Origin of the sequence: Catellatospora sp. NPDC049609, from assembly GCF_040675365.1 — a bacterium.
Taxonomy (GTDB): domain Bacteria; phylum Actinomycetota; class Actinomycetes; order Mycobacteriales; family Micromonosporaceae; genus Catellatospora.
Window position 1 is genome coordinate 61983 of the sequence record NZ_JBFAOU010000009.1, and the last position, 22496, is coordinate 84478.

Genomic DNA, 22496 nt, shown 5'->3' on the forward strand with positions numbered 1-22496 from the left:
GGGTCCCGGTCGGTCGGACGGGTCAGGCCTCGCGGGCCGACGCGCGGGATGCCCCGCCGTCAGTCGCGAGCGAGCCGCTCCAGCAGTGCCGCGGCGCGGGCCACGGTGTCGCGTTCGGCGGCGGTGAGGTCGGCCAGTTTCCCGGCCAGCCACTCGTCGCGTACACGCTGGTAGTCCTCGAGCACCGCGAGCCCCTGGTCGCTGGGCGACAGCAGGACCTGCCGCCCGTCGGTGGGGTGCGGGGTCCGGCTGATCAGACCGCGTTCCTCGAGCTTCGCCACGATCTTGGTCATCGTGGGCGGCTGCACCCGCTCCGCCTCGGACAGCTCGCGCGGGGTGAGCGCGCCGCCGATGCGCAGGCTGGTGAGAGCCGAAAGCTGGGTAACGGTGAGATCGCCGACCGGGCGCTCCTGGCGCAACCGCCGGTTGAGCCGGGTGATGGCGTCGCGGAGCCGCTCCGTCAGCTCCTCGGGAGAAGCTTGCGCCACCATCACCACCTGCTCCGTCACGGTTCTTAGCTTAACTAATAAGCTTGGCTAACGAAATACGATTGCCGAGGTGAGCGCGGTCACGCTCTCAGAAAACCAGCTTCTCGAGCGCGCCCACGCTGAAATAGACCACGAAGAGCAGCGCCACGATCCACAGCAGCGGGTGCACGTCGCGCAGCTTGCCCTTGCTCAGCTTGATCAGGACGTACGCGATCACGCCGGCGCCGATGCCGTTCGAGATCGAGTACGTGAACGGCATGAGCACGATGGCCAGGAAGGCCGGGATGCCGATCTCGTAGTCGGTCCAGTCGATGTTGCGCACCGCGGTCATCATCAGGAAGCCCACCACGATCAGCGCCACCGAGGCTGCCTCGAACGGCACGATCGTGACCAGCGGCGACAGGAACATCGCCAGCAGGAACAGGGCACCGGTCACCAGGTTGGCGAACCCGGTCCGCGCGCCCTCGGCGACACCCGCCGCGCTCTCGATGTACGACGTGTTGCTCGACGTGCTCGCCGCGCCGCCCGCCGCCGCCGCGATCGAGTCGACCAGCAGGATCTCCCGGGTGCGCGGCACCATGCCGTCCTCGGTCAGCAGGTCGCCCTCCTGGGCGACGGCGACCATGGTGCCCATCGTGTCGAAGAAGTCGGTCAGCAGCAGCGTGAACACGAACATCGCCGCGACGATCGGCCCCGCCGTCTCCCAGCCGCCCAGCACGTTGAAGTTGCCCAGCAGCGACAGGTCCGGGGTGCTGACCCACTGGCTCGGCACCTTCGGCACGTTCAGGCTCCAGCCGGCCGGGGTGCCGGTCGGGCCGCCCATCGGGCCCACCTTCGCAATCGCCTCGACCACGATCGCCAGGACCGTCGTGCCGACGATGCCGATCAGGATCGCGCCCTTGACCTTCCTCGCCACCAGCACGATCGTCGCCAGCAGGCCGAGCACGAAGACCAGGCCCGGCCACGTGACGATCTTGCCGCCGATGCCGAGGCCGATCGGCGGCGAGCCCTGCCCCGTCGAGCGGACGAAGCCCGCGTCCACGAAGCCGATGATGGTCAGGAACAGGCCGATGCCGACGCCGATCGCCGACTTCAGCTGCATCGGCACGCTGTGGAACACGGCCTGCCGCAGCCCGGTCAGCACCAGGATGCCGATGAGCACGCCTTCGATGACCACCAGGCCCATCGCGTCGGCCCAGGTCATCTGCGGGGCGATCTCATACGCCACGAGGGCGTTGACGCCGAGGCCCGCCGCGAGCGCGAGCGGGAACCGGCCCACCACGCCCATCAGGATCGTCAGGAGGCCCGCCATCAGCGCGGTCACCGCGGCGATCGCCGCCAGACCGCCCATGCTCTCCGGGGCCAGCGGCTGCCCGTCCTTGTCCGTGCCCCCGCCGAGGATCAGCGGGTTGAGGACCACGATGTACGCCATCGTGAAGAAAGTGGCCAGGCCACCACGCACCTCGCGGGACATCGTCGACCCGCGGGCGGAGATCTCGAAGTAACGGTCGATCCCGCCGACCGCACCGCCTGCTGTGCTCATGGGCCGCATCGTTCCAGATCGACGGCCGATTGTGTACCGACCCACGGAACAGGTATCGCCGGCGACGTGCGCGTGAGGCAGCCGGGTCAGCGAAGGCGCGTGTCAGCGATAGGGAACAATGGGGGACGTGACCAGGACCGCCACCCGCGCCCCGAAAGTCGACCAGGCCTGTGCCGAGGCCGTCGAGATCGCCCGTACGGCGATCACCGAGGATCCCGGCCACGTCGGCGAGCACCTGAACGTCGTCGCCGAAGGCGATCGCGTCGTCACCCACTATTTCGCCTGCGACCTGCCCGGATACCGCGGCTGGCAGTGGGCCGTCACGGTGACCCGCGCCCCGCGCAGCAAGCACGTCACCGTCTGCGAGACGGTGCTGCTGCCCGGCGGCGACGCGCTGCTCGCCCCCGGCTGGGTGCCGTGGCACGAGCGGCTGCACCCCGGTGACCTGGGCGTCGGCGACCTGCTGCCCACGCCCGAGGACGACGACCGGCTCACCCCCGGCTACATGCTCGGCGGCGACCCGGAGGTCGACGACGTCGCCTGGGAGCTCGGCCTCGGCCGCCCGCGCGTGCTGTCCCCGCTGGGCCGCGAGGAGGCCGCGCAGCGCTGGTACGACGGCGACCCCGGCCCGGACGCGCCCATCTCGGTGGCCGCGCCGCGCACCGCGCGCTGCGTCTCCTGCGCGTTCTACGTCCGGCTGGGCGGCGCGCTCGGCCGCATGTTCGGCGCCTGCACCAACGTGTACGCCCCCGACGACGGCCGCGTCGTCTCGCTCGACCACGGCTGCGGCGGCCACTCCGAGGTGCTGATCGACGAGACCGTCATCCCCGCCCCGCCGACCATCTACGACGACGGCGGCGTCGAAGAGGTCGAGGTCTGACCCGCTTTCTGCCGAAGCTCCGTGCCCGCTGCCCGCGCAGCGGGCACGGAGCTTCGCTCAGTTGAGCAGCCCGGCGAACGCCGGTGCCGCGTGGGTCAGCGCGGCCAGCGCGTCGCCGATGCGCCAGGCGGCGCGGTCCCGCGGGCCGACCGGGTTCGAGATGGTACGCAGCTCCGCGAACGGCAGCCCTGCGCCCTGCGCGGCACAGGCCACGCCGTAGCCCTCCATCGCCTCGGCGACCGCGTGCGGGTGCCGGCGCAGCAGCTCGGCGGTGCCCTCGGCGGTGCCGGTGACGGTGGACACGGTCAGCACGTCGCCGAGCGCGGCACCCGGCAGCGCGGCGCGCAGCCCCGCCAGCAGCCCGGCGTCCACCGCCGCGATGGCGCTGCCGAAGCCCAGCTCGTCCAGGCTGAGGAAGCCGTCCGGCGACTGCGCGCCCAGGTCCGCCGCGATGCTGCGGGTCGCCAGCACGGTCGCGCCGGGCGCGTGGCCGATGCCGCCGCCGATCCCCGCCGACACCACGGCCCGGTAACGGTCCCCTGCCAGCGCCAGCAGCCGGGCCGTGCCCGCGGCGGCCGCGGCCGGACCCACCCCGACCGGCGCCACCAGCACGTCCACGCCCGCGGGCAGCCCGCGGGCCACCGCCTGCGCCTCGGCGTCGACCGCCGTCACCACCAGCAGTGTCACTTCTTCCGCCCCTCGTCGCCCGGCTCCAGCGACGACGGACGGTACACGTGGAACCCCTCCGGAATGGTCGGCTGGTCCTGCCGGGGCTGCCGCTGGGTCGGCGCGCCCGATCCGGACCCCGCCGCTCCGCCCGCACCGCTCGACCCGGAGCCCCCGGTGCCCGAGCCGGCTCCCGCGGAAGCCGAGCCGGATCCGGCGCGGCCCGAGCCGGTGGAGCCCGATCCGGTCGAGCCGTGGCCGCCCGAGCCGGTGCCTGCCGAGCCGGTGCCTGCCGAGCCGGTGCCCCGGCCGGAGTGGTGCGAGCCGGAGCCTTCCGCGCCGGAGCCGCCCGTGGTCGTGCCGCCCGGGGCGGGCAGGCGCAGGGCCAGCAGCGCGCCGACGGTCAGCAGCACCACGGCGACCCACATCGGCCAGCCGTTCGCGAACGCGCCGACGACCAGGCCGCTCACCCCGGTCACCAGGCCCGCGATGAGGGCGTACTGGTTGGCGCGCCACAAGGTCGACAGCACCGGCGCCCCGGCGGGCAGCATGCGGCGCAGCAGGGTCAGGTGCACCGCCCACTGCGGCAGGATCAGCGCGACCAGGGCCAGCACCAGCAGGCTCGTGCCGCCGAGCCACTGCGCGGCCAGGATCGTGGCCACGCCGCGGCCGACGAGGGTGAGACCGATCACGGCGCGGCCCGCCGCCGGGGCGCGACCGATCACGAGCACCAGCGGCAGCGCCACGGCCACCCCGGCCAGGGCCGCCGCCCACACGTGCGCCACCGGGGGCGCGCCCGCCAGCCAGACCAGGCCCGCGAGCAGGGACAGGTCTGCGGCGACGACCACGGCGTGCAGGTCGTACAGGCGGGCCACGCCGGTCACGCCGTTCGAGCCCTGGACGCGTACCCGCAGCGCGGTGCGGGTGAGCCAGCGGATGCCGACCACCGAACGGCTCACCGTGGCGATGAGCACCCGAACGATCCGGACCAGCACGTCCGCGAGGCGCTGGAGCGCTTGCAGCAGGGGCATGGTGCATATCCTGCCAGCGCGTACCCTGTCAGCGTGCCTCTGGAACCACCCAAACCGCTGGACCCGCCGACCGTTCCCTTCGCGCTCGCCGGCATGGCCGCGTTCGCGCTGGTCGGCCTCGTCCTGCTGCTCAACCGCGACTGGCTGACGGCCAACGGCCACGAGAGCTGGCTGGCGATCTGCGCCGCCGGCGTGGTGTGGGGCATCCCCGGCCTGCTCACGATGATCGTGCACGACCGGCACCGGAAGGCGCGCCGCTCATGAGGATCGCGTTCTCGCCCTGCCCCAACGACACCTTCGTCTTCCACGCGCTGGTGCACGGCCTGGTGCCGGGCGCGCCGGAGCTGGACGTCACCTTCGCCGACGTCGACGTCACCAACACCGCCGCGCTGGACGGCCGGTTCGACCTGGTCAAGGTCAGCTATGCGGCGCTGCCGTGGCTGCTGGACACGTACGAGCTGCTGCCCTGCGGCGGCGCGCTCGGCCGCGGCTGCGGCCCGCTGCTGCTGACCGCTGGACGGCCGGACATCTCCGGCGCGACGGTCGCCGTGCCCGGTGACCGCACCACGGCGTACCTGCTGTTCCGGCTGTGGGCGCAGCAGTCCGGGCAGGTCCCGGGCCGCATCGAGGTGGTGCCGTTCCACGAGATCATGCCCGGGGTGGCCGCCGGCCGTTACGACGCGGGCCTGGTCATCCACGAGGCCCGCTTCACCTACCAGCGGTACGGCCTGACCAGCCTGGTCGACCTCGGCGAGTGGTGGGAGGGCGACACCGGCCTGCCCATCCCGCTCGGCGCGATCCTGGCCAAGCGGGGCACCGTCGACGCCGCCGCGGCCACGGAATGGGTGCGGGCCTCCGTCCGGGCCGCCTGGGCCGACCCTGAGGCGAGCCGCGCATACGTGCTCGCGCACGCGCAGGAGATGGAGCCGGACGTCGTCGACCAGCACATCAAGCTGTACGTCAACGAGTTCACCGAGGACCTCGGCACCGACGGCCTGGCCGCCGCCCGCGCTCTGCTCCACCGCGCCGCCGCCGCGGGCCTGGTCCCCGCCGTGGACCTGTAGTCCTCGACCAGCGAACTTGCCTGGCACCTGGGCGTATCCGGGACCCCGGAGTGCCCATGTGCCAGGCAAGTCGGACGATCTTGAGGGCCGCGGGTCAGACTTCGAGCTCGCGGGCGATGGCGTGGAGGGCCTCGGCGATCTTCTGGGCGCCCTTCTTCTCGGGGAAGCGGCCGCGCTTGAGATCGGGAAGGATCTTCGCCTCGAGGACCTTGATCATGTCCTCGATCATGTTGTTCAGCTCCTCGGCGGGGCGGCGGCGCAGCTCCTGCAACGACGGCGGCGCGTCGATCAGCTTCACCTGCAGCGCCTGGTCGCCCTTGCGACCCGCCGCGACGCCGAACTCGACCTTCTGCCCGGGCTTGAGGTCACCGACGCCGTCGGGCAGCGCGGCCTTGTGCACGAAGACGTCCCCACCATCGTCCCGGGTCAGGAAACCGAATCCCTTCTCCGTGTCGTACCACTTCACGCGACCCGTAGGCACCGCTGCACACCTGCTTCTTTCCGGCGGGCGCCCGGCGCCCGGCACGTCTGGGAGCCACGCCGGCGGTGGCCCGCTGACAAGGCTAGCGATCGTGATCCGGGCGCCCAACTTGAATCCCCGCTTCCGGCCCGCCGTACCGTCCTTCCGACTGCCGCGCGCACACCGCGAACCGGCTAGCGTGGAGGCACGATGAGCACCGAGTTCGCCGACCACCTTCGCGCGCTGTCCGACGACGCCCTCGGCGCGCTGCTGCGCCTGCGCCCCGACCTGATCACGCCCGTGCCCACGGACCTGACGGTGCTGGCCGCGCGGGCCCAGACCCGGGTGTCGGTGGCCCGTACGCTCGACTCGCTCGACCGGTTCACGCTGGAGATCCTCGACGCGGTCCGGCTCACCCGCTCGCCTTCGGACGGCAGCACCACCGCCGCCGCGGTCATCGCGATGGCCTGCGCCCCGACCGGCGGCCCCGAACCGGCCCGGGTGACCGAGGCGCTCGACCGGCTGCGCGAGCGCGCCCTGCTCTACCCGGCGCGGCCCGGCGACGAAGCGCTGCGCCTGGTGGCCACGGTCGACGAGGTCTGCTCGCCGTACCTGGCCGGCCTGGGCCGTCCCGCCGCCGAGCTGGACACCGCCGCGGAGCTGCAGGGCGCGGTGATCGCGCTGGTCAACGACCCGGCGCGGCTGCGGCGTACGCTGCTGGCCGCCCCGCCCGCGGCCCGCGCGGTGCTGGACCGGCTCGCCGAGGGCCCGCCCGTCGGCACCACCGTCAACCGCACCGAGCCGGTGACCTGGCTGCTGGAACACCACCTGCTGGTGGAGACGGCCGAGGGCGCGGTCGAGCTGCCCCGCGAGCTGGGCCTGCTGCTGCGCCGCGACGCCGGTCCGCTCGGCCCGCTGCACCCGCTGCCCCCCGCCATCGGCACCGGGCCGCGCGCGGTGACCACGGTGGACCGGGCGGGTGCGGGGCAGGCGATGACCGCCGTACGGCACACCGAGGACCTGCTGGAGGCGCTGAACGAGGAGCCGCCCACGGTGCTGCGCGGCGGCGGCATGGGCGTGCTGCCGCTGCGGCGGCTGGCCAAGGCCGCCGGGATCGCCGAGCCGCTGGCCGGGTTGCTGCTGGAGACCGCCGCCGCGGCCGGGCTGATCGGCGAGGTCGAGCTCGGCAGCGAGACCGTGTTCCTGCCCGCGGCCGGGTACGACGACTGGCGCGTCGCGCCGCTGGCCCAGCGCTGGGCCCGGCTGGCCGAGGCGTGGCTGGCCATGCCGCGCCAGCCCGCGCTGGCCGGGCAGCGCGACCTGAAGGACAAGCCGCTGACCGTGCTGTCCCCGCAGCTGGAACGGGCCGGCACACCCGCCGCCCGGCGCGCGGTGCTGTCGGCGCTGGGCGAGCTGGTCCCCGGCACCGGGCCGGACGCCGACGAGCTGCTGGAATGGCTGCGCTGGCAGGCACCGCGCCGCATGCGCGGGCGCGAGGAGCTGCACCGCGAGGCGCTGTCCGAAGCGGCCGACCTGGGCGTCACCGGCCTCGGCGCGCTCACCGCGTACGGGCGGGAGCTGGTCGAGCTGACCAACCTGGGGCCGTCCGACGACGACCCGCTCGGGCTGCGACCGGAGGCCGTCCTGCCGCCGGAGCAGACCCCGTTGGTCGTCGCGCTGGCCGAGCTGCTGCCGCCGCCCGTCGACCATGTGCTGATCCAGGCCGACCTGACCGTGGTGGTGCCCGGCCCGCCCGAGCCGGCGCTCGCCGCCGAGCTGGACCTGGTGGCCGAGCACGAGTCCGGCGGCGGCGCGAGTGTGTACCGGGTGACCGCGGCGAGCCTGCGCCGGGCGCTGGACGCCGGGTACGCCGGGCCGGACCTGCACGCGCTGTTCGCCCGCCGGTCGAAGACGTCGGTGCCGCAGGCGCTGACGTACCTGGTGGACGACGTCTCGCGCACGCACGGCGGGCTGCGCACCGGCCCCGCGAACGGATACCTGCGCAGTGACGACGAGGGCCTGGTGTCGGCCGTGCTGGCCGACCGGCGGCTGGCCGGGCTGCAGCTGCGCCGGCTGGCGCCGACCGTGCTGGTCACCACGTTCAGCGCGGCGCGGCTGCTGACCGCGCTGCGCGACGCCGGGTATGCCCCCGTGCCCGAGGACGCGACCGGGGCGGCCGTGCTGACCAAGCCCCGGATGCGCCGGGCGGCGGCCCGCGCGGCGCTGCAGGCGCAGCCCGACGCCCTGGACGCGCCCGGCCTGACCGAGCCGCGCCTGCTCGGCATCGTCGAGGAGATCCGGCGCGGGGACGCGCGGGCCCGCGCCGCCCGCCGGGCGCCGGACGCGGTGCGCGCCGCCGCCGGGCAGCCCATGTCCAGCCTCACCGCGGTGCAGGCGCACAGCCACGCCCTGGCGGTGCTCCAGCAGGCGGTCCGGGACCGGGCGAAGGTCTGGGTGGGGTACGTGGACGCGCACGGCGCCAACGCCTCGCGGCTGGTCCGTCCGGTGTCGATCGGGGCGGGCTACCTGCGCGCCGAGGACGACCGTACGCAGACGCTGCACACGTTCGCGCTGCACCGGATCACCGCGGCGGCACCGGCCGACTGAGCGGGCGGCACACGCTCCTGCACACGCGGCGGGCGGCGGGCTGGCCGCCCGCGGCCGCACTGATCTCGTATCACCCGAATGCCTGGCAATTCAGCCGTAAGCGGGCGCTGAATGGCACGCTGGGAGGTAGGAAGGGATGAGGGATGCGATGACGACTGATCAGGAGGCGGCGCGCGAGCAGGCCGAGCCGGTGCCCGTACCGGCCGCGAGCCTGTCCCGGCGCGCAAAAATGATCATCGGTGGCGTGTCCGGCGCCCTGGTGGCCTGGTTCTTCTTCGCCTGGCTGGGACTCAAGCGCAACATCGTGGACGCGGCCGGCGAGTCGATCGGCAGCGGCATCCTGCTGCTGCTGCTCTTCTCGATCGCCGGAGCCACCCACCGCAGCCGCCAGTGAACGAAAAATGGGCCGTGGCTGCCCCTAACCGCCACGGCCCATCCCGACGTTGCGCTCGCCCCCGTTTGGCGCCCCGAACGCGCACGGCACTCGGATTACGCCTCCCGGACGGTAAGCGGTTGCGACTCAGCGCTGGTTTCGGCCGAAAGAATGACAGGCTTCATCCAATCGGATGAGTATGGGTCACGTACCCGGGCGACGGCCGAACATCTTCACGGGAGTGCCGCTCTTGAGCGTGTTCCAGAACTTCACGGCATCGGCGGGCAGCAGGTTGATACATCCGTGCGAACCGATGCCGGTGTTGTGGATGTAGGTCGTGGTCTGGTGGAAACCGCTTCCACCCACCACCCGCTGCCAGTACGGCAGCCAGACGTCCCACTCCTCGGACCAGTTCTTCAGCTGCCGGTCATAGATCTTGAAGGTGCCCGACGGGGTGGCGTAGCCGGCCATCCCGGTCCGGGTGACCGTCGGACCGTAGACGATCTTGCCGCCGTTCATGATCCAGACGGTCTGGTTGGTGAGGTCCACGCACGCGGTGAGCCCGGATCCCGCGCCGCAGCTGCTCGCCTTGCTGCGCAGCAGGCGCTGCGAGACGCCGCGGGTCATCGGGCCGGCCTTGCCGTTGTACGGCCGGATGTCGAACCGCTTCTGGAACTTCTTGATGGCGGCGCAGTCCGCGGCGGACTGCTTGCCGTCCACGGTCACCGCGCCGTAGCCGCCGAGCGTGGCCAGCGCCTGCTCCACGGCCTTCTGGTGCTCCCCCTGCGGGCAGGAGACGGCGGTCGGGCTGGGCTTGGCCGTGGGCGACTTCGTGGGCATGGGCGAGGGCGCCGCCGGTGCGGACGGCGACGGCGCGGTGCTCGGCGCGGCCGGGTCCGAGGGGTCGGGCGTGGCCAGGTCGCCGGTGGCCGACACGAAGCCGGGCTGGCCCGACGCGGCGGTGCCGTCCGGACCGCAGCCGGCCGCCAGAGCGAGCGTTGCGGACGCGAGCAGGCACGCGAGGATACGACGCACCAGAACCTCCCCAGGTGGTGAAAGATCCGCCGGTGTCGGCATGATAGACGCTCATGTTCGTGCGCAGGTTGTCGGCCGTTCGGCCACGACGTGGGACACTGGAGTGTTGTCCCTGCACCGCCTTAGCGTGAGGTGAGCATGACGAACGGCCCGCTGATCGTCCAGTCCGACAAGACCCTGCTGCTCGAGGTGGACCACCCCGACGCGACCGCCTGCCGGATGGCGATCGCCCCGTTCGCCGAGCTCGAGCGCTCGCCCGAGCACATGCACACCTACCGGCTGACGCCGCTGGGCCTGTGGAACGCGCGCGCGGCGGGCCACGACGCCGAGAGCGTGGTGGACGCGCTGCTGCGCTTCTCCCGCTACCCCGTGCCGCACTCGCTGCTGGTGGACGTGGCCGAGACGATGGACCGCTACGGGCGGCTGCAGCTGCTCAACGACCCCGCGCACGGCCTGGTGCTGCGCGGTCTGGACCGCGCGGTGCTGGTCGAGGTCGCCAAGTCGAAGAAGGTCGCCGGGATGCTGGGCGCGCAGCTCGACCCGGACACCATCGCCGTGCACGGGTCCGAGCGCGGCCACCTCAAGCAGGTGCTGCTCAAGCTCGGCTGGCCCGCCGAGGACCTCGCCGGGTACGTCGACGGCGAGGCGCACCCGATCGCGCTGCGCGAGGACGGCTGGCACCTGCGGTCGTACCAGCGCGAGGCGGTGCAGCACTTCACCGCGGGCGGCTCGGGCGTGGTGGTGCTGCCCTGCGGCGCGGGCAAGACGCTGGTCGGCGCGGCGGCCATGGCCGACGTCAGCGCGACCACGCTGATTTTGGTGACGAACACGGTCGCGGGCCGTCAGTGGCGCCGCGAGCTGCTGGCCCGCACCACGCTGACCGAGGACGAGATCGGCGAGTACTCCGGCGAACGCAAGGAGATCAGGCCGGTCACCATCGCCACGTACCAGGTGCTCACGACGCGCCGCAACGGCACGTTCCCGCACCTCAACGTGTTCGACGCGCGCGACTGGGGACTCATCGTCTACGACGAGGTGCACCTGCTGCCCGCGCCGATGTTCCGGTTCACCGCCGACCTGCAGGCCCGCCGCCGCCTCGGCCTGACCGCCACCCTGGTCCGCGAGGACGGCAAGGAGGGCGACGTCTTCAGCCTGATCGGCCCGAAGCGGTACGACGCCCCGTGGAAGGACATCGAGTCGCAGGGCTGGATCGCCCCCGCCGACTGCACCGAGATCCGGGTGACCCTGCCCGACCGCGACCGCCTGGCGTACGCGGCGATCGAGCCGGAGGAGAAGTACAAGTTCGCGGCCACCGCCGATGCGAAGCTCCCAGTGATCAAGGCGCTCATCGAGCGGCACGCCGACGAGCAGGTGCTGGTCATCGGGGCGTACCTGGAGCAGCTGCACGACATCGGCCGGTTCCTGGAGGAGCAGGGCCTGCCGGCGCCGATCGTGCACGGCGGCACCACCAACAAGGAGCGCGAGCGGCTGTTCGACGCGTTCCGCGCGGGCGAGCTGCGCACGCTGATCCTGTCCAAGGTGGGCAACTTCTCCATCGACCTGCCCGAGGCTGCGGTCGCGGTGCAGGTGTCGGGCACGTTCGGCTCGCGCCAGGAGGAGGCGCAGCGGCTGGGCCGGGTGCTGCGCCCGAAGGGCGACGGCCGGCAGGCGCACTTCTACACGGTCGTCTCCCGCGACACCATCGACACCGAGTACGCCGCCCACCGCCAGCGCTTCCTCGCCGAGCAGGGTTACGCCTACACCATCGTGGACGCCGACGACGTGCTCAGCGGCCCGTCCGCAGGCGCCTGAGCACCCGCGCCACCGCCGGGAAGTCGGCCTCGACCTCCGGCAGCGCCCGCACCGCCGCTCGGTGCTCCTCACCCGCCCCGAACCCGGGGATGGTGACGAGCACCGGCGGCGGCAACTCCCCCACGAGCCGCACCGCCACCTCGACCAGACCGTTGCCCCACCGCAGCGGCCCCGGCAGCCGCGGATCCGGATCGGACCAGCCGAGTTCACCCCACCGCTCGTCATAGCGGCGCAGCCCCACCGACGTGATCCATTCAGCCAGCGCGTCTACCTCGGCCTCGGCCACCAGCAGGTCGATCCGCCGCGCGGCCACGGGCACCCCTTGCAGCAGCGCCGCACCCTCCCCGTCCAGCAGGTGCCCGAACCGGGGCTGATGCCGCGCGTTCAGCAGCCGCAGATTCGCGAACAGCATGTTCTGCCGCACCGCCAGGTCTGCCCGCACCTTCTCGATCTCAGCACCGAGTCCGGCGCCCGCCGCCTCGACCTCCACCCGCACCCGCAACCCCAGCTCGCCGAACAGCCGGTCGACCAGGGTGGAGGTCACCGCCCGCCGACCCTGCTCGAACCGGGACACCTGCTGCTTGGGCAGTCCCGCCCGCTCGGCCAGTTGCGCCTGGCTGATGCCACTCCGCGCCCGCGCGGTCTGCAGCAGCAGACCGAGTTGCCACGCCAGGCGCTCCTCCCCGTCGACCCTCTCATCCACGACCCGATCGTCGCGGTCGCCTTCCGGCGGCGCCAGGGGCTGTGGATAACCGGCCGGAACCGCTATCTATGGCTGTGGATAACCCGGCAGGAGTAGGTATCTCTAGAAACGCGACAACTTCTGGGTTGTCGGGACAACCCAGAAGTTGTCGCGTGAAACAGCGAGTACTTCGCCGGAAGCCGCGCCTTGTCATCAAGGCGCTGTCGCAGCGGCCCTCCAGCCCGTCAGCCGGCTGGTCGTGCTGGGCGCCAACGGTGAGATGACGCAGACCTGCGGCCGAACCGGCGCCCCGCCTCAGGCCGGTCGCCGCCGAGTCCACTACGCCTGATCGCGATGGCCGCCAGTCCACCGCCGCAGGCCCCGCCAGCCGGTCACTCGACCTGGCCGGGGCTGGGCACGGCGCAACATGGCGGCGATCGCCGCTGCGTTCGGCGTGGCACCGGACTCAGCCACGGCCTCCTTCACCGCGACACCGGCTTCAGCCATGGCCGCTTCCCGCACGACACCGGCCTCAGCCGCCGGCACGCGGCGCCTGATCAGAGCAGGCCGGCGTGAAGGTCGCCGAGGCGGGCGACGCGGTCGAGGACCTCGGCGGGGCCGAAGGAGGCGGCGGTGAAGTCGCCGTGGGTGACCTCGTCCCAGGTCAGGGGGGTGGAGACGGTGGGCGCGGGGTTGGCGCGCAGGGAGTACACGCATACCGTCGTCTTGGCCTGGTTGTTCTGGCTCCAGTCGATGAAGACCTTGCCGGGGCGCAGTTCCTTGCCCATCTGGTCGGTGACCATGTCCTTCGCGGCGGCGGCGAACTCGGCGGCGATGCCGCGGGCGTAGTCCGACACCTCGTCGAAGGTGCCGGAGAAGGTGCTGCTGACCTGCATGCCTTTGCGGCCTGAGGTCTTCGGGAAGGCCTCGCGGCCGTCCACGGCCAGGCGCTCGCGCAGGGCGAGGGCGACGGCGCGGCACTCGTCGAGGCCGGCGGGCGGGCCGGGATCCAGGTCGAACACGACGCGGTCGGGGCCGTCGGCGCCGACCAGCCACTGGTGGGTGTGCAGTTCCAGGGCGGCTAGGTTGGCCAGCCACACCAGGGTGGCCGGCTCGTTGCAGATGATCAGGCCGTCGGGGGAGGTGGGCACCCAGGCGGGTTTCTTGACCGGCGCGTTCTTCTCGAAGAAGCCGGGCCGGTCCGCGCCGTCGGGGAAGCGGATCCGGGTCAGCGCCCGGTCTCGCAGGTGCGGCAGGATCACCGGCGCGATCCGGTGGTAGTAGTCGATCACCTCGGCCTTGGTGGTGCCGTCGGGGAATAGCGGCTTGTCCAGGTTGGAGAGGCTGAGCTCGCGGGAGTCGACCCTGACCTTCATCCGCAGTCCTCGCCCACGCAGTCGCCGGGCAGCTTGTCGGGGCGTAGCCGCAGGAACACCGGGAAGCGCAGCCGCCCGTCGGGTGTGATCTCGCTGTAGCGCACCTCCACCACGAGCAGCGGCTCCACCCAGGTGCCGGACTCGGCCCGGCCGGTGAACGGCGAGCCCTCGCGGACCAGCTCCCGCAGCACCGGCAGCAGCGCCCGCTCCACCCGCACGGTCAGGCCGCCGCCGACCCGGCCCCGGTAGCGCAGGGTGCCGTCGGGCAGCGGGGTGCCGACGAGCAGCGCGCCCAGCGGGCGGGCGCCGGACCGCCAGCCGCCGATGACGAACTCTCCCGTGCGGACGAACTTCCACTTGACCCAGTCGGGCGAGCGCACGCCGGGCTGGTAGCGCGAGGCGCGGCGTTTGGCCACCACACCCTCCAGGCCCAGCTCACGGGCTGCCGCGACGGTGGCGGGGCCGTCGTCGAAGCTGGGCGAGACCGCGGCCAGGCCCAGCCCGTCCAGCACCGCCCGGCGCTCGTCGTAGGTGAGGTCGAGCCGGATCACGTCGAAGGCGACGTACACGGGGGCCACGCCCTGCTGCATCGCCTGGAAGCTGGGTCTGCCGTCCGCGCCGAACGCGACGAGCTCGCCGTCGAGCACCTCCGGCACGTCGGGCATCGGCGGGCCGGTGAGCTGCCGCCCCGACCGGCCGCGGAAGCGCCCGCCGGCGTAGACCGCCCGGAACCCGTCCCACTTCACCTCGTACGCCCACTGCGGGCCGCTGGGCAGCGGGCCGGCCGTCGCCAGCATCGGGGCGACACTCGGGCCCGCCAACGCGCGGGGCCGCCCGGTCGACGACGTCGGCACCGCGTCAGGCCGCCTTGGCCTTCTTCGCGGGAGCCTTCTTGGCGGTCGTCTTCTTCGCCGCCGTGCTCTTCGTGGCCGTCGTCTTCCCCGTGGTGGACTTGGCCGGCTCGGCCTTCTTGGTCGTGCTCTTCTTCGGCGCGGCCTCCTTCTCCGGCTCGGCCTTCTTCGCCGCCTTCTTGATCGGGGTGACCGTGGCGTGCCCGGTGCGCTTCTCCTCCGGCGCGGCCGCGCCGCCGCGCGCCGCGCGGGCCCGCTCCACCGACTCGCGCAGCGCCGCCATCAGGTCGATCGTCGGGGCGATCGGCTCCTCGGTGGTCGGCTGCACGACCGTGTCCTTCTTGCCGACCTTCACGTCGATGACCTGCTGCAGGGCTTCGCGGTAGGCGTCGGTGAACTCGTCCGGCCGGAAGTCGCCCGACATCGAGTCGACCAGCGACGACGCCATCTTGACCTCCTGCGGGCGCAGCTTCACGTCCTCGTCCAGGAAGTCGAACGCGGGCTCGCGCACCTCGTCCGGCCACAGCATGGTGTTGAGCACCAGCACGCCCTCGTGCACGCGTACCGTCGCCAGGGTCTCCCGCTGCCGCAGCGCCACCTTGACCACCGCGACCCGGTCCACGTCCGACAGCGCCTCCCGCAGCAGCATGTACGGCTTCACCCCGGCGGCGCCGTCCGGCTCCAGGTAGTACGCCTTGTCGTAGAGGATCGGGTCGATCTGCTCGTTCGGCACGAACTCCAGCACCTCGATCGCCCGCGAGCTGGTCAGCGGCAGGTTCTTGAAGTCCTCGTCGGTGAGCACCACCATCTCGCCGCCGCCCATGTCGTACCCCTTGGCGATCTGGTCATAGCTGACCTGCTCGCCGTCGATGGCGCAGACACGCTGGTACTTGATCCGGCCGCCGTCGGCCTTGTGCACCTGGTGGAACCGGATGTCCTTCTCCTCCGTGGCGGAGTAGAGCTTCACCGAGATCGAGACCAGCCCGAAGGAGACGGCGCCCTTCCAGATCGCCCTCATATGGGAAGTATGACCGATAGGGCGGCCTGTACCGCAAGAACGCCAGGGTTCTAGGGTGGCACCCATGGGTGCTGAGGACGGCTGGGTGAACTCGTACCACGGCAGGATGCGGGCGGCCATGGGCGACGCCACGCTGTTCTTCCTCGGGGCGCGCGGCGTCATCCGGGACGAGCAGGGCCGGATCCTGCTGATCAAGCGGACGGACAACGGCTACTGGGCCTTCCCCGCGGGCGCGATGGAGCTCGGCGAGTCGATGCGCGAGACCGCCATCCGGGAGACGTTCGAGGAGACCGGGCTCAAGGCCGGCCAGGCGACCCTGTTCGCCTTCCTCTCCGGCCCGCAGTACACCTTCACCAACGTCTTCGGCGACACCTACCAGCACATCTCCGGCTCGTACCTGCTGACCGAGGTCTCCGGCGAGCTGATGCCCGACCCGTACGAGGCCTCCGACGCGGGCTGGTTCCACCCCGACGACCTGCCGGAGCCGACCTCCGGCGCGGTGCTGTGGACGCTGGAGCACCTCGCCCGTTTCGAGGCGACCGGCGAGATCTACTCGGACTGACCCCTGACCAGCTAAACCGGCTTGCCGCAGGCGCCCCCGCCCGGCAGTATCGGCGCACGTGACGAGCTTGAAGCGCTTCGCGCTGGACCTGTCGCCGCTGCGCCGGCGCGATTTCCGGCTGGTGTACACGGCGGCCGGGGTCAGCAGCTTCGGCTCGATGATCACTTACGTGACCATCCCGTTCCAGCTCAAGCAGATGACCGGCGACACGCTCACGGTCGGCCTGCTGGGACTGGTGGAGCTGGCGCCGCTGCTGTTCATGGCGTTCGTGGGCGGCGCGCTGGCCGACTACGTGGACCGCCGCAAGCTCGTCTTCTGGGCCGAGGCGGCGCTGGCCGTACTCGCCGCGCTGCTGCTGCTCAACGCGCTGGTGGGCACCCCGCAGGTGTGGGTGCTGTTCGTCATCGCGGGCCTGGCCGCCGCCGTCGACGGCATCCACCGCCCGGCCATGGACGCGATGATGCCGCGGCTGGCCCCACCCGGTGAGATGCCCGCCGTGGGCGCGCTCAACTCGCTGCGCTGGCAGATCGCGCAGATCGCCGGGCCCACGCTGGCCGGCCTCATGATCGCCAACCTGGACGTGGCCTGGGTGTTCGCCTTCGACCTGGCCACCTTCGCCGTGTCGCTGATCTGCTTCGCCATGGTCAAGGCGATCGCCCCACCGGAGGCCGCGGAACGCCCCTCGCTGCGCTCGGTCGTGGAGGGCGTGAAGTACGCCCGCAGCCGTCCCGAGCTGATCGGCACGTACCTGATCGACATCAACGCGATGTTCTTCGCCTTCCCGGTGGCGCTCTACCCGTGGGTGGCCGACCGCTACGGCGGCGCGTCGGTGCTCGGCCTCTTCTACGCCGCCCTGGCCACCGGCTCGATGCTGGTCACGCTGACCTCGGGCTGGACGGCGCGGGTGCACCGGCACGGCCTGGCCGTGCTGGTGGCCGCGGGCGCCTGGGGCCTGGGCATCGTGCTGTTCGGCCTGGCCGGCTCGCTGTGGCTGGCGCTGCTGGGCCTGGTCGTCGCGGGCGCCTCGGACATGATCTCCGGCCTGTTCCGCAGCATCATCTGGAACCAGACCATCCCCGACCACCTGCGCGGGCGCCTGGCCGGCATCGAGATGCTGTCGTACCTGACCGGCCCGATGCTGGGCCAGACCCGCGCCGGGCTCAGCGCCCGCTGGTGGGGCCCGGCCGGTGCCGTGGTCTGGGGCGGCGTGCTGTGCGTGGCCGGCACCGGCGCGCTCGCCGCCGCCCTGCCCGCGTTCCTCAAGTACGACGGCCGCGAGGGCCTGGCCCGCAAGGAGGCCGAAGAGGCCGCCCGCGCCGCCGAACTCGCCGCCCTCCGCGGCCCGGCCGCCGCCACTCCTGGACAGCCCGGCCTCCAGCCCGCGGCCGAGACGGCGGCTCCGTAAGGGTCCGGATGCGAACGGCCACGTGATGGGAAACCCGCACGAAGACCGTTACCAAAGGGGTTTGTGGGCGTTTATGGGGTTTCTGGGTGTGATGTAACTTACTCTCCTGATTAGGGCAATTAGCCCGGCTCGGGACGGGAGGGACGCCATGCAGACCGCCACCACACCCATCGAGGTCATCGACTACGACGCCGACGGGTACGACTACCGCGACTACTGGGCCGGGCGCGACTACGAGCTTTGGGCCGAGCAGCGCGTCCTGCGCCGCCTCGTCCCGAAGCTCGGCCGACCGGCCTGGTTCGCCGACTTCGGCGGCGCCTTCGGCCGCAACGCCGCGCACTACCTGCCCCGCAGCGCGCACGCCGTGATCCTCGACTACTCCGCCACCAACCTGCGCAACGCCGGCGAGCGGTACGCCGCCGAGATCGCCGCGGGCCGCCTGCACCTGGTCCGGGCGGACCTCTACCGCATCCCGTTCCGCGACTTCGCCTTCGACGCGGGCATGGTGGTCCGGGTGCTGCACCACCTGTCCGAGCTGAACCGCGGGCTGGTCGAGATGAGCCGCACCGTCGGCGACCGCTGGCTGGTCGACGTGCCGATCAAGCACCACGTCCTCGGCCTGGCCCGGGGCCTGCGCGGCGGGCGGCTGCGCGAGGTCCGCGACCGGCGGCCGGTCGCCATGGGCGTCGCCGAGCAGTTCTGGAACTACCAGCTCGGGGCGGTCCGCGACCGCCTCGACGACCTGGGCTGGCGCACCTCGCTGGGCGCGAGCGTGAACAACTTCCGGCAGTGGGAGAAGGTCGCCCCACGCGCCAACAGGCTGGCCAAACCGTTCGTGTACGGCCTGGAGGCGGCCGTGCAGACCTGCGGCCGGGGCTGGTGGGGACCGAGCCAGTTCCTCGTGGCCCGGCGCAACGACCCGGCGCGCCCCGCGTACGACCGGCCCGGCGGGCACACCGCCGACCTGCCGCCGGAGCTGGCCGGCCTGGCCCGCCGGGTGGTCTGCCCGTCCTGCGTGACCCGCCTGGAGTGGAGCACCCGGTCGGCGACCTGCATCCGCTGCGACCACACGTATCACCGGCACGGGGCGTACTGGGACCTCGTCCCGGCCTGACCCGCGCCCACGTTCGGGCCCCGGACCCAGGGATCCCGGGCCCGAACGTCAGCGAGCCGCCTGACGGAGCGCCGCGTCGTCGGGCGAGAAGTCGGTGTCCCAGTCCTTCGGCGGGTGATCGAGGTGCCACCGCACGGAGCGTCGTAGCGCTGCGTGCGGCTCGGAGTCCCGCCATCCGAGCACCTCGCGTGCCTTCTGCGCGCCGGCCAGGACGTGCTGGCCGACGGCCCCGGACGCCCGGAGGTCCGCCGGCAGCACCTCGTCGGCGACGCGGACGAGTTCGAGATCGGCACCGGCCGCGGCGATGATCTGTTCGTAGAACAGCCTCATCGGCGCGGTCTGCGCTTCCACGATGTTGAAACAGCCGACGTGCCGCTGCTCTGCGGCGAGGGCCGCGAGCACCGCCTGCGCGACGTCCCCCACGTAGACCCGGCTGAACAGGTAGTTGCCGGCGCCCACGGGCAGCTGCGCGCGTCCGCCCCTGATGCGCCGCAGGACCGGCTCGAAGCGGCGCTGGTAGTCGTGCTCGCCGTAGACCGCGCCGAGGCGGAGGATCACGGCGCCGGCGGCCAGGTAGACCTCCTCCAGCTCGAGGTTCTCCCAGTGCGGACCCTCCACGTGACGGACGGTGCGCAGGGCGGAGACCTCGGTCAACGGGACGGCGTCGGTGTGCCGGCGAGTGAGCATCCCTTCGTACGCTCGATAGACGTCGACGCTGGACAGGGCGACGAGCCGGATACCCGGTGGCAGTGCCTCCAGCGCCGCGCGGGCGCCCGCCCCGTTCCCGGCGGACACATCGATCGCCGCGTCCGGCTCGAACGCCGCGAAAGCGTCCCGGCGAGCCGGCCACGACCGACGCTCGGCATGCAGATGCTCGACATCGGCGAGGCCGGGCGGCTCCGCACGGCCCCGATGGACGACCAGCGGAGTGTGCCCGGCCGCGAGCAGCGCCGCGACGACGGCCCGCCCGACGAACCAGGTCCCCCCGAGAACGATCACCCTCATGACGCTGCCACCGGCATGGGCTCCACCTAAGCAGCCGCCTCACCGTCGGACAACGCTCTGCATCGGCCGTGAAGCGCGGCCGGGCTCAGCTGTGACAGGCGCGTGAGTTCTTCGGCCGCTAGAGTCGGCGCTGTTGCGCAATCGCGTCCGCCCGGCGGAATTGAGGAGCACTGATGTCTGTGACGATGGCCGGAGCTTCCGATCGCCCCGTGACGACCGCGGTCGCAGGCTTGTGACGCCGCACATCTAGCAGCAGAGCCAGCACCCATCCCGGTCGCCGGGGCGAGGTGACACGTGTCACCGGCCCTTGGCGCTGTTCGGCGTCTCCGTTCGCCTTCCCGGGAGTTCTGCTGTGTCCGCTCGTCATTCTTCCCTGCTCCTTGTCCGTGTCCTGGTCGAACGCCTGATCGCCGCCCCGTTCGGCAGGAGATCCGGCCGGTCGAGGTCGGCTCCGCCTGCCCCGAACCCCGCCGACCAGACCGTCATCCGCAACGTCCGTCTGCTGAGCTGGTTCAACTTCTGCGGCGACTTCCGCATGTACGGGCCGATCATGGTCATCTACTTCGCGCAGGTCACCGACTCGTACACCGCGGCCGCCAGCCTCCTTGCGGTGAAGAAGCTGTCTTCGGCGGCGTTCGAAGTCCCCACCGGGGTGCTCTCCGACCGCCTCGGCCGACGCGGCACGATGATCGCCGGCGCCGTCGTCATGGTGACCGCCCACCTCGGCTACGCCGGCGCTTCCGGCTACGGCCTCCTCCTGGCAGCCGTCGTGCTGGAGGGACTGGCGGCCGCACTGTGGAGCGGCAACAACGAGTCCCTGCTCTACGACACGCTGCTCGCCGCCGGCCGCGAGGACGAGTTCCCCCGGCACTCGGGCCGGGTGAACTCGATGTTCCAGATCGCGCTCGCCCTGGCGGCGCCCATCGGCGGCGTGGTCGCCGGCGCGTGGTCGCTGCGTTCGGTGGTCGTGCTGTCGGTCGTGCCGCAGGTGCTGTGCGTGCTCGTCGCCTTGCGGGTCCGGGAACCGCGGGTGCACGGCCCGCTGGAGTCGAACGTGCTGGGCCACCTCGGATCGGCCCTGCGCGGCATCCGCCGCAGTCCGGTGCTCCGCCGGATGACCCTGGTGTCGGCGCTCCGTTTCAGCAGCGAAAGCGCGGCCCAGTTGTCGCCTGTCTTCGTGGCAGGGCTGTGGCCGCTCTGGGCGCTGGGCCTGTGGCGCACCTTCGGCCATGGCGTGGCCTTCGTCGGCTTCCGCGTCAGCGGTCGGGTGATCGGCCGGGTGGGCGCGGCCCGCACGCTGCTGTCCGGGGAGGTGTTCGACAACGTGGCGAACTTCGTGGCGCTGGTCAAGCCGACGGTGTTCTCGCCCGTGCTGCTGGGGTCACCGGCCTACGGCATGTCGACGATCGCCCAGCAGACGATGCTGCAGCGTGAGTTCACCGATCGGGAGCGCGCGACGATGGGTTCGCTCGCGGCGCTGCTCGGCAGCGTGCTCTACGGGCTCGTCGCCCTCGGCGCCGGCCTGGTGGCAGACCGTTGGGGCATCGTCGCGGCGCTGCTCGCGATCCAGGCGGTGGGGCTGACCGCACTCCCGCTCGCCTGGTGGGTGCACGCGCACGCCTCTTCGCTCCCCGCAGGCGCCGGCAGGGTGACGGGCTGAGCGCCCGCTCGCCCCGGCCAGGCGAGTGAAGCCGGGACAGGATGCCAGGTCACGGCACCCTGTCCCGGCGTCCGAGGTTCAGCTGAGATCGCGCCGGGTCGGGATCGTCAGCGGTACGCGTACTTGCGCGTGCGGCAGTTCAGCGTGGTGCCGTTGGACTCGTTGTACTGGCACAGCTGGAGGGAGGCCGAGTAGACCGTCTTCGGGTAGAAGTTGATGTTGTTGCTGTAGCCGTACTCGGCATCGCCGTTGACGCTGCAGTCGTTGGTGCTCCAGTTCGACAGCACCGTGGAGCCGTCGTAGTCGTAGAAGGAGATCCGGCCCTTCACGCACACGCCGTCGGTCTTGCTGTCGTTGACATTGATGTTGAGGCCGGCGTGGAAGGAGTCGTCCCCCCACGTGATGACCGCCGACGTCCACCCCCACGTCGCGGTGTCGCTCAGGTTGTCGGTGGTGACGGCGTTGGCCGGCGTTGCGGTCAGCACGAGCGCGGCGGCCACGGTGGCCGCGACGGTCGTGAACCGCCGACCGAAGGTTCTGGTGAAGCGCAGTTTCATGGCATACCCCCGTCGGATGCTGGGCGCTGGAATGCGCCTCGATAGATGTACGCCACATTGGACGGAGGTGGCAATTGCCTGTTCGGCCGACCACAGGTCCGGGCGGGCGTACCCGGATCTGTTTTCACGATCTTCGGCACTCCTGCGCGACGATCTTGCATGACCCGGAAAGGCCCATCGAGAACACTCGGGATGTCTTGGACCATAGTTCGCCGACGATCACGAAGACGATCGACGTCGAGGCGACCCGCAAGATCAGGCGTGAGCGGTGATGAACCGGGTTTCTCTGCGGCGACCGACACCCGCG

Annotated in this window: 21 protein-coding genes and 1 pseudogene; 10 read left to right on the top strand and 12 right to left on the bottom strand. The window is 72.1% G+C overall.

Annotated elements, in window-relative coordinates:
• Nucleotides 1-59 precede the first annotated feature (59 nt).
• Both AB0J67_RS04505 and AB0J67_RS04510 read right to left on the bottom strand, forming a co-directional pair.
• A complete protein-coding gene (locus AB0J67_RS04505; RefSeq protein WP_363476243.1) occupies nt 60-491 on the bottom strand; it encodes a MarR family transcriptional regulator in 432 nt (143 codons plus the stop codon).
• An 85-nt stretch (nt 492-576) separates the two neighbouring features.
• A complete protein-coding gene (locus AB0J67_RS04510) occupies nt 577-2031 on the bottom strand; it encodes an NCS2 family permease (RefSeq protein WP_363476163.1) in 1455 nt (484 codons plus the stop codon).
• Between the two features lie 118 nt (nt 2032-2149).
• Between AB0J67_RS04510 and AB0J67_RS04515 the strand changes: the two are divergent.
• Nucleotides 2150-2908 (top strand): annotated as a pseudogene (locus AB0J67_RS04515) (DUF3027 domain-containing protein); the annotation flags it as partial.
• Nucleotides 2909-2968: 60 nt separating this feature from the next.
• On the opposite strand, the gene AB0J67_RS04520 reads toward AB0J67_RS04515, so the two are convergent.
• Both AB0J67_RS04520 and AB0J67_RS04525 read right to left on the bottom strand, forming a co-directional pair.
• Nucleotides 2969-3598 (bottom strand): futalosine hydrolase, encoded by a 630-nt coding sequence (locus AB0J67_RS04520; protein ID WP_363476165.1) that lies wholly within the window; start codon nt 3596-3598, stop codon nt 2969-2971.
• On the bottom strand, nt 3595-4608 hold the full coding sequence (locus AB0J67_RS04525; protein ID WP_363476167.1) for a hypothetical protein: 1014 nt from the start codon (nt 4606-4608) through the stop codon (nt 3595-3597). Before AB0J67_RS04525 ends, AB0J67_RS04520 begins: the two co-directional genes overlap by 4 nt.
• Before the next feature lie 93 nt (nt 4609-4701).
• Here AB0J67_RS04525 and AB0J67_RS04530 point away from each other — a divergent pair, with 93 nt between their 5' ends.
• Together AB0J67_RS04530 and AB0J67_RS04535 are read left to right on the top strand one after the other, a co-directional pair.
• Complete coding sequence (locus tag AB0J67_RS04530) at nt 4702-4872, top strand: DUF2530 domain-containing protein (protein ID WP_363476245.1); 171 nt, start codon at nt 4702-4704, stop codon at nt 4870-4872.
• Nucleotides 4869-5672 (top strand): 1,4-dihydroxy-6-naphthoate synthase, encoded by an 804-nt coding sequence (locus AB0J67_RS04535; protein WP_363476169.1) that lies wholly within the window; start codon nt 4869-4871, stop codon nt 5670-5672. Before AB0J67_RS04530 ends, AB0J67_RS04535 begins: the two co-directional genes overlap by 4 nt.
• A gap of 94 nt (nt 5673-5766) precedes the next feature.
• Here AB0J67_RS04535 and AB0J67_RS04540 read toward each other — a convergent pair whose 3' ends face one another.
• Entirely contained in the window at nt 5767-6153 is a 387-nt protein-coding gene (locus AB0J67_RS04540; protein ID WP_363476170.1) for a cold-shock protein, read from the bottom strand.
• A 189-nt stretch (nt 6154-6342) separates the two neighbouring features.
• Between AB0J67_RS04540 and AB0J67_RS04545 the strand changes: the two genes are divergently transcribed.
• Nucleotides 6343-8739: a helicase-associated domain-containing protein gene (locus tag AB0J67_RS04545; protein WP_363476172.1), complete on the top strand. Its 2397-nt coding sequence runs from the start codon at nt 6343-6345 to the stop codon at nt 8737-8739.
• A gap of 148 nt (nt 8740-8887) precedes the next feature.
• Nucleotides 8888-9133 (top strand): hypothetical protein, encoded by a 246-nt coding sequence (locus tag AB0J67_RS04550; protein ID WP_363476174.1) that lies wholly within the window; start codon nt 8888-8890, stop codon nt 9131-9133.
• Nucleotides 9134-9316: 183 nt separating this feature from the next.
• Here AB0J67_RS04550 and AB0J67_RS04555 read toward each other — a convergent pair whose 3' ends face one another.
• Entirely contained in the window at nt 9317-10147 is an 831-nt protein-coding gene (locus AB0J67_RS04555) for a L,D-transpeptidase family protein (RefSeq protein ID WP_363476176.1), read from the bottom strand.
• Nucleotides 10148-10285: 138 nt separating this feature from the next.
• Here AB0J67_RS04555 and AB0J67_RS04560 point away from each other — a divergent pair, with 138 nt between their 5' ends.
• Nucleotides 10286-11959: a DNA repair helicase XPB gene (locus AB0J67_RS04560; RefSeq protein ID WP_363476178.1), complete on the top strand. Its 1674-nt coding sequence runs from the start codon at nt 10286-10288 to the stop codon at nt 11957-11959.
• On the opposite strand, the gene AB0J67_RS04565 is transcribed toward AB0J67_RS04560, so the two are convergent.
• From AB0J67_RS04565 to AB0J67_RS04580, 4 genes are all read right to left on the bottom strand, one after another.
• Entirely contained in the window at nt 11934-12662 is a 729-nt protein-coding gene (locus AB0J67_RS04565) for a helix-turn-helix transcriptional regulator (RefSeq protein ID WP_363476179.1), read from the bottom strand. The two genes, AB0J67_RS04560 and AB0J67_RS04565, sit on opposite strands and share 26 nt — an antisense overlap.
• 536 nt (nt 12663-13198) lie before the next feature.
• A complete protein-coding gene (ligD, locus tag AB0J67_RS04570) occupies nt 13199-14017 on the bottom strand; it encodes a non-homologous end-joining DNA ligase (RefSeq protein ID WP_363476181.1) in 819 nt (272 codons plus the stop codon).
• Entirely contained in the window at nt 14014-14814 is an 801-nt protein-coding gene (locus AB0J67_RS04575) for a DNA ligase (protein WP_363476183.1), read from the bottom strand. Before AB0J67_RS04575 ends, ligD begins: the two co-directional genes overlap by 4 nt.
• 61 nt (nt 14815-14875) lie before the next feature.
• Nucleotides 14876-15886 (bottom strand): Ku protein, encoded by a 1011-nt coding sequence (locus AB0J67_RS04580; RefSeq protein WP_363476185.1) that lies wholly within the window; start codon nt 15884-15886, stop codon nt 14876-14878.
• Between the two features lie 64 nt (nt 15887-15950).
• Between AB0J67_RS04580 and AB0J67_RS04585 the strand changes: the two genes are divergently transcribed.
• From AB0J67_RS04585 to AB0J67_RS04595, 3 genes are all read left to right on the top strand, one after another.
• A complete protein-coding gene (locus tag AB0J67_RS04585) occupies nt 15951-16448 on the top strand; it encodes an NUDIX domain-containing protein (RefSeq protein WP_363476187.1) in 498 nt (165 codons plus the stop codon).
• Nucleotides 16449-16506: 58 nt separating this feature from the next.
• The gene (locus AB0J67_RS04590; RefSeq protein ID WP_363476189.1) at nt 16507-17853 is read left to right on the top strand and encodes an MFS transporter; all 1347 of its coding nucleotides are present in this window, start codon (nt 16507-16509) and stop codon (nt 17851-17853) included.
• Between the two features lie 148 nt (nt 17854-18001).
• On the top strand, nt 18002-18967 hold the full coding sequence (locus AB0J67_RS04595) for a class I SAM-dependent methyltransferase (protein WP_363476191.1): 966 nt from the start codon (nt 18002-18004) through the stop codon (nt 18965-18967).
• 48 nt (nt 18968-19015) lie between these two features.
• Here AB0J67_RS04595 and AB0J67_RS04600 read toward each other — a convergent pair whose 3' ends face one another.
• The gene (locus AB0J67_RS04600) at nt 19016-19966 is read right to left on the bottom strand and encodes an NAD-dependent epimerase/dehydratase family protein (RefSeq protein ID WP_363476193.1); all 951 of its coding nucleotides are present in this window, start codon (nt 19964-19966) and stop codon (nt 19016-19018) included.
• Nucleotides 19967-20279: 313 nt separating this feature from the next.
• Between AB0J67_RS04600 and AB0J67_RS04605 the strand changes: the two genes are divergently transcribed.
• The gene (locus AB0J67_RS04605; protein WP_363476195.1) at nt 20280-21632 is read left to right on the top strand and encodes an MFS transporter; all 1353 of its coding nucleotides are present in this window, start codon (nt 20280-20282) and stop codon (nt 21630-21632) included.
• A gap of 107 nt (nt 21633-21739) precedes the next feature.
• On the opposite strand, the gene AB0J67_RS04610 is transcribed toward AB0J67_RS04605, so the two are convergent.
• Nucleotides 21740-22189 carry a hypothetical protein gene (locus AB0J67_RS04610; RefSeq protein ID WP_363476196.1) on the bottom strand — a complete coding sequence of 150 codons (450 nt, stop codon included), beginning with the start codon at nt 22187-22189 and terminating at the stop codon, nt 21740-21742.
• Between the last annotated feature and the right edge of the window lie 307 nt (nt 22190-22496).

Coding starts and splice junctions, on each gene's coding strand:
- AB0J67_RS04525 (WP_363476167.1), bottom strand. CDS start 4,608: ATGCCCCTGCTGCAAGCGCTCCAGCGCCTCGCGGACGTGCTGGTCCGG.
- AB0J67_RS04545 (WP_363476172.1), top strand. CDS start 6,343: ATGAGCACCGAGTTCGCCGACCACCTTCGCGCGCTGTCCGACGACGCC.
- AB0J67_RS04510 (WP_363476163.1), bottom strand. CDS start 2,031: ATGAGCACAGCAGGCGGTGCGGTCGGCGGGATCGACCGTTACTTCGAG.
- AB0J67_RS04575 (WP_363476183.1), bottom strand. CDS start 14,814: ATGCTGGCGACGGCCGGCCCGCTGCCCAGCGGCCCGCAGTGGGCGTAC.
- AB0J67_RS04610 (WP_363476196.1), bottom strand. CDS start 22,189: ATGAAACTGCGCTTCACCAGAACCTTCGGTCGGCGGTTCACGACCGTC.
- AB0J67_RS04505 (WP_363476243.1), bottom strand. CDS start 491: ATGGTGGCGCAAGCTTCTCCCGAGGAGCTGACGGAGCGGCTCCGCGAC.
- AB0J67_RS04535 (WP_363476169.1), top strand. CDS start 4,869: ATGAGGATCGCGTTCTCGCCCTGCCCCAACGACACCTTCGTCTTCCAC.
- AB0J67_RS04595 (WP_363476191.1), top strand. CDS start 18,002: ATGCAGACCGCCACCACACCCATCGAGGTCATCGACTACGACGCCGAC.
- AB0J67_RS04530 (WP_363476245.1), top strand. CDS start 4,702: ATGGCCGCGTTCGCGCTGGTCGGCCTCGTCCTGCTGCTCAACCGCGAC.
- AB0J67_RS04550 (WP_363476174.1), top strand. CDS start 8,888: ATGACGACTGATCAGGAGGCGGCGCGCGAGCAGGCCGAGCCGGTGCCC.
- AB0J67_RS04580 (WP_363476185.1), bottom strand. CDS start 15,886: ATGAGGGCGATCTGGAAGGGCGCCGTCTCCTTCGGGCTGGTCTCGATC.
- AB0J67_RS04585 (WP_363476187.1), top strand. CDS start 15,951: ATGGGTGCTGAGGACGGCTGGGTGAACTCGTACCACGGCAGGATGCGG.
- AB0J67_RS04560 (WP_363476178.1), top strand. CDS start 10,286: ATGACGAACGGCCCGCTGATCGTCCAGTCCGACAAGACCCTGCTGCTC.
- ligD (WP_363476181.1), bottom strand. CDS start 14,017: ATGAAGGTCAGGGTCGACTCCCGCGAGCTCAGCCTCTCCAACCTGGAC.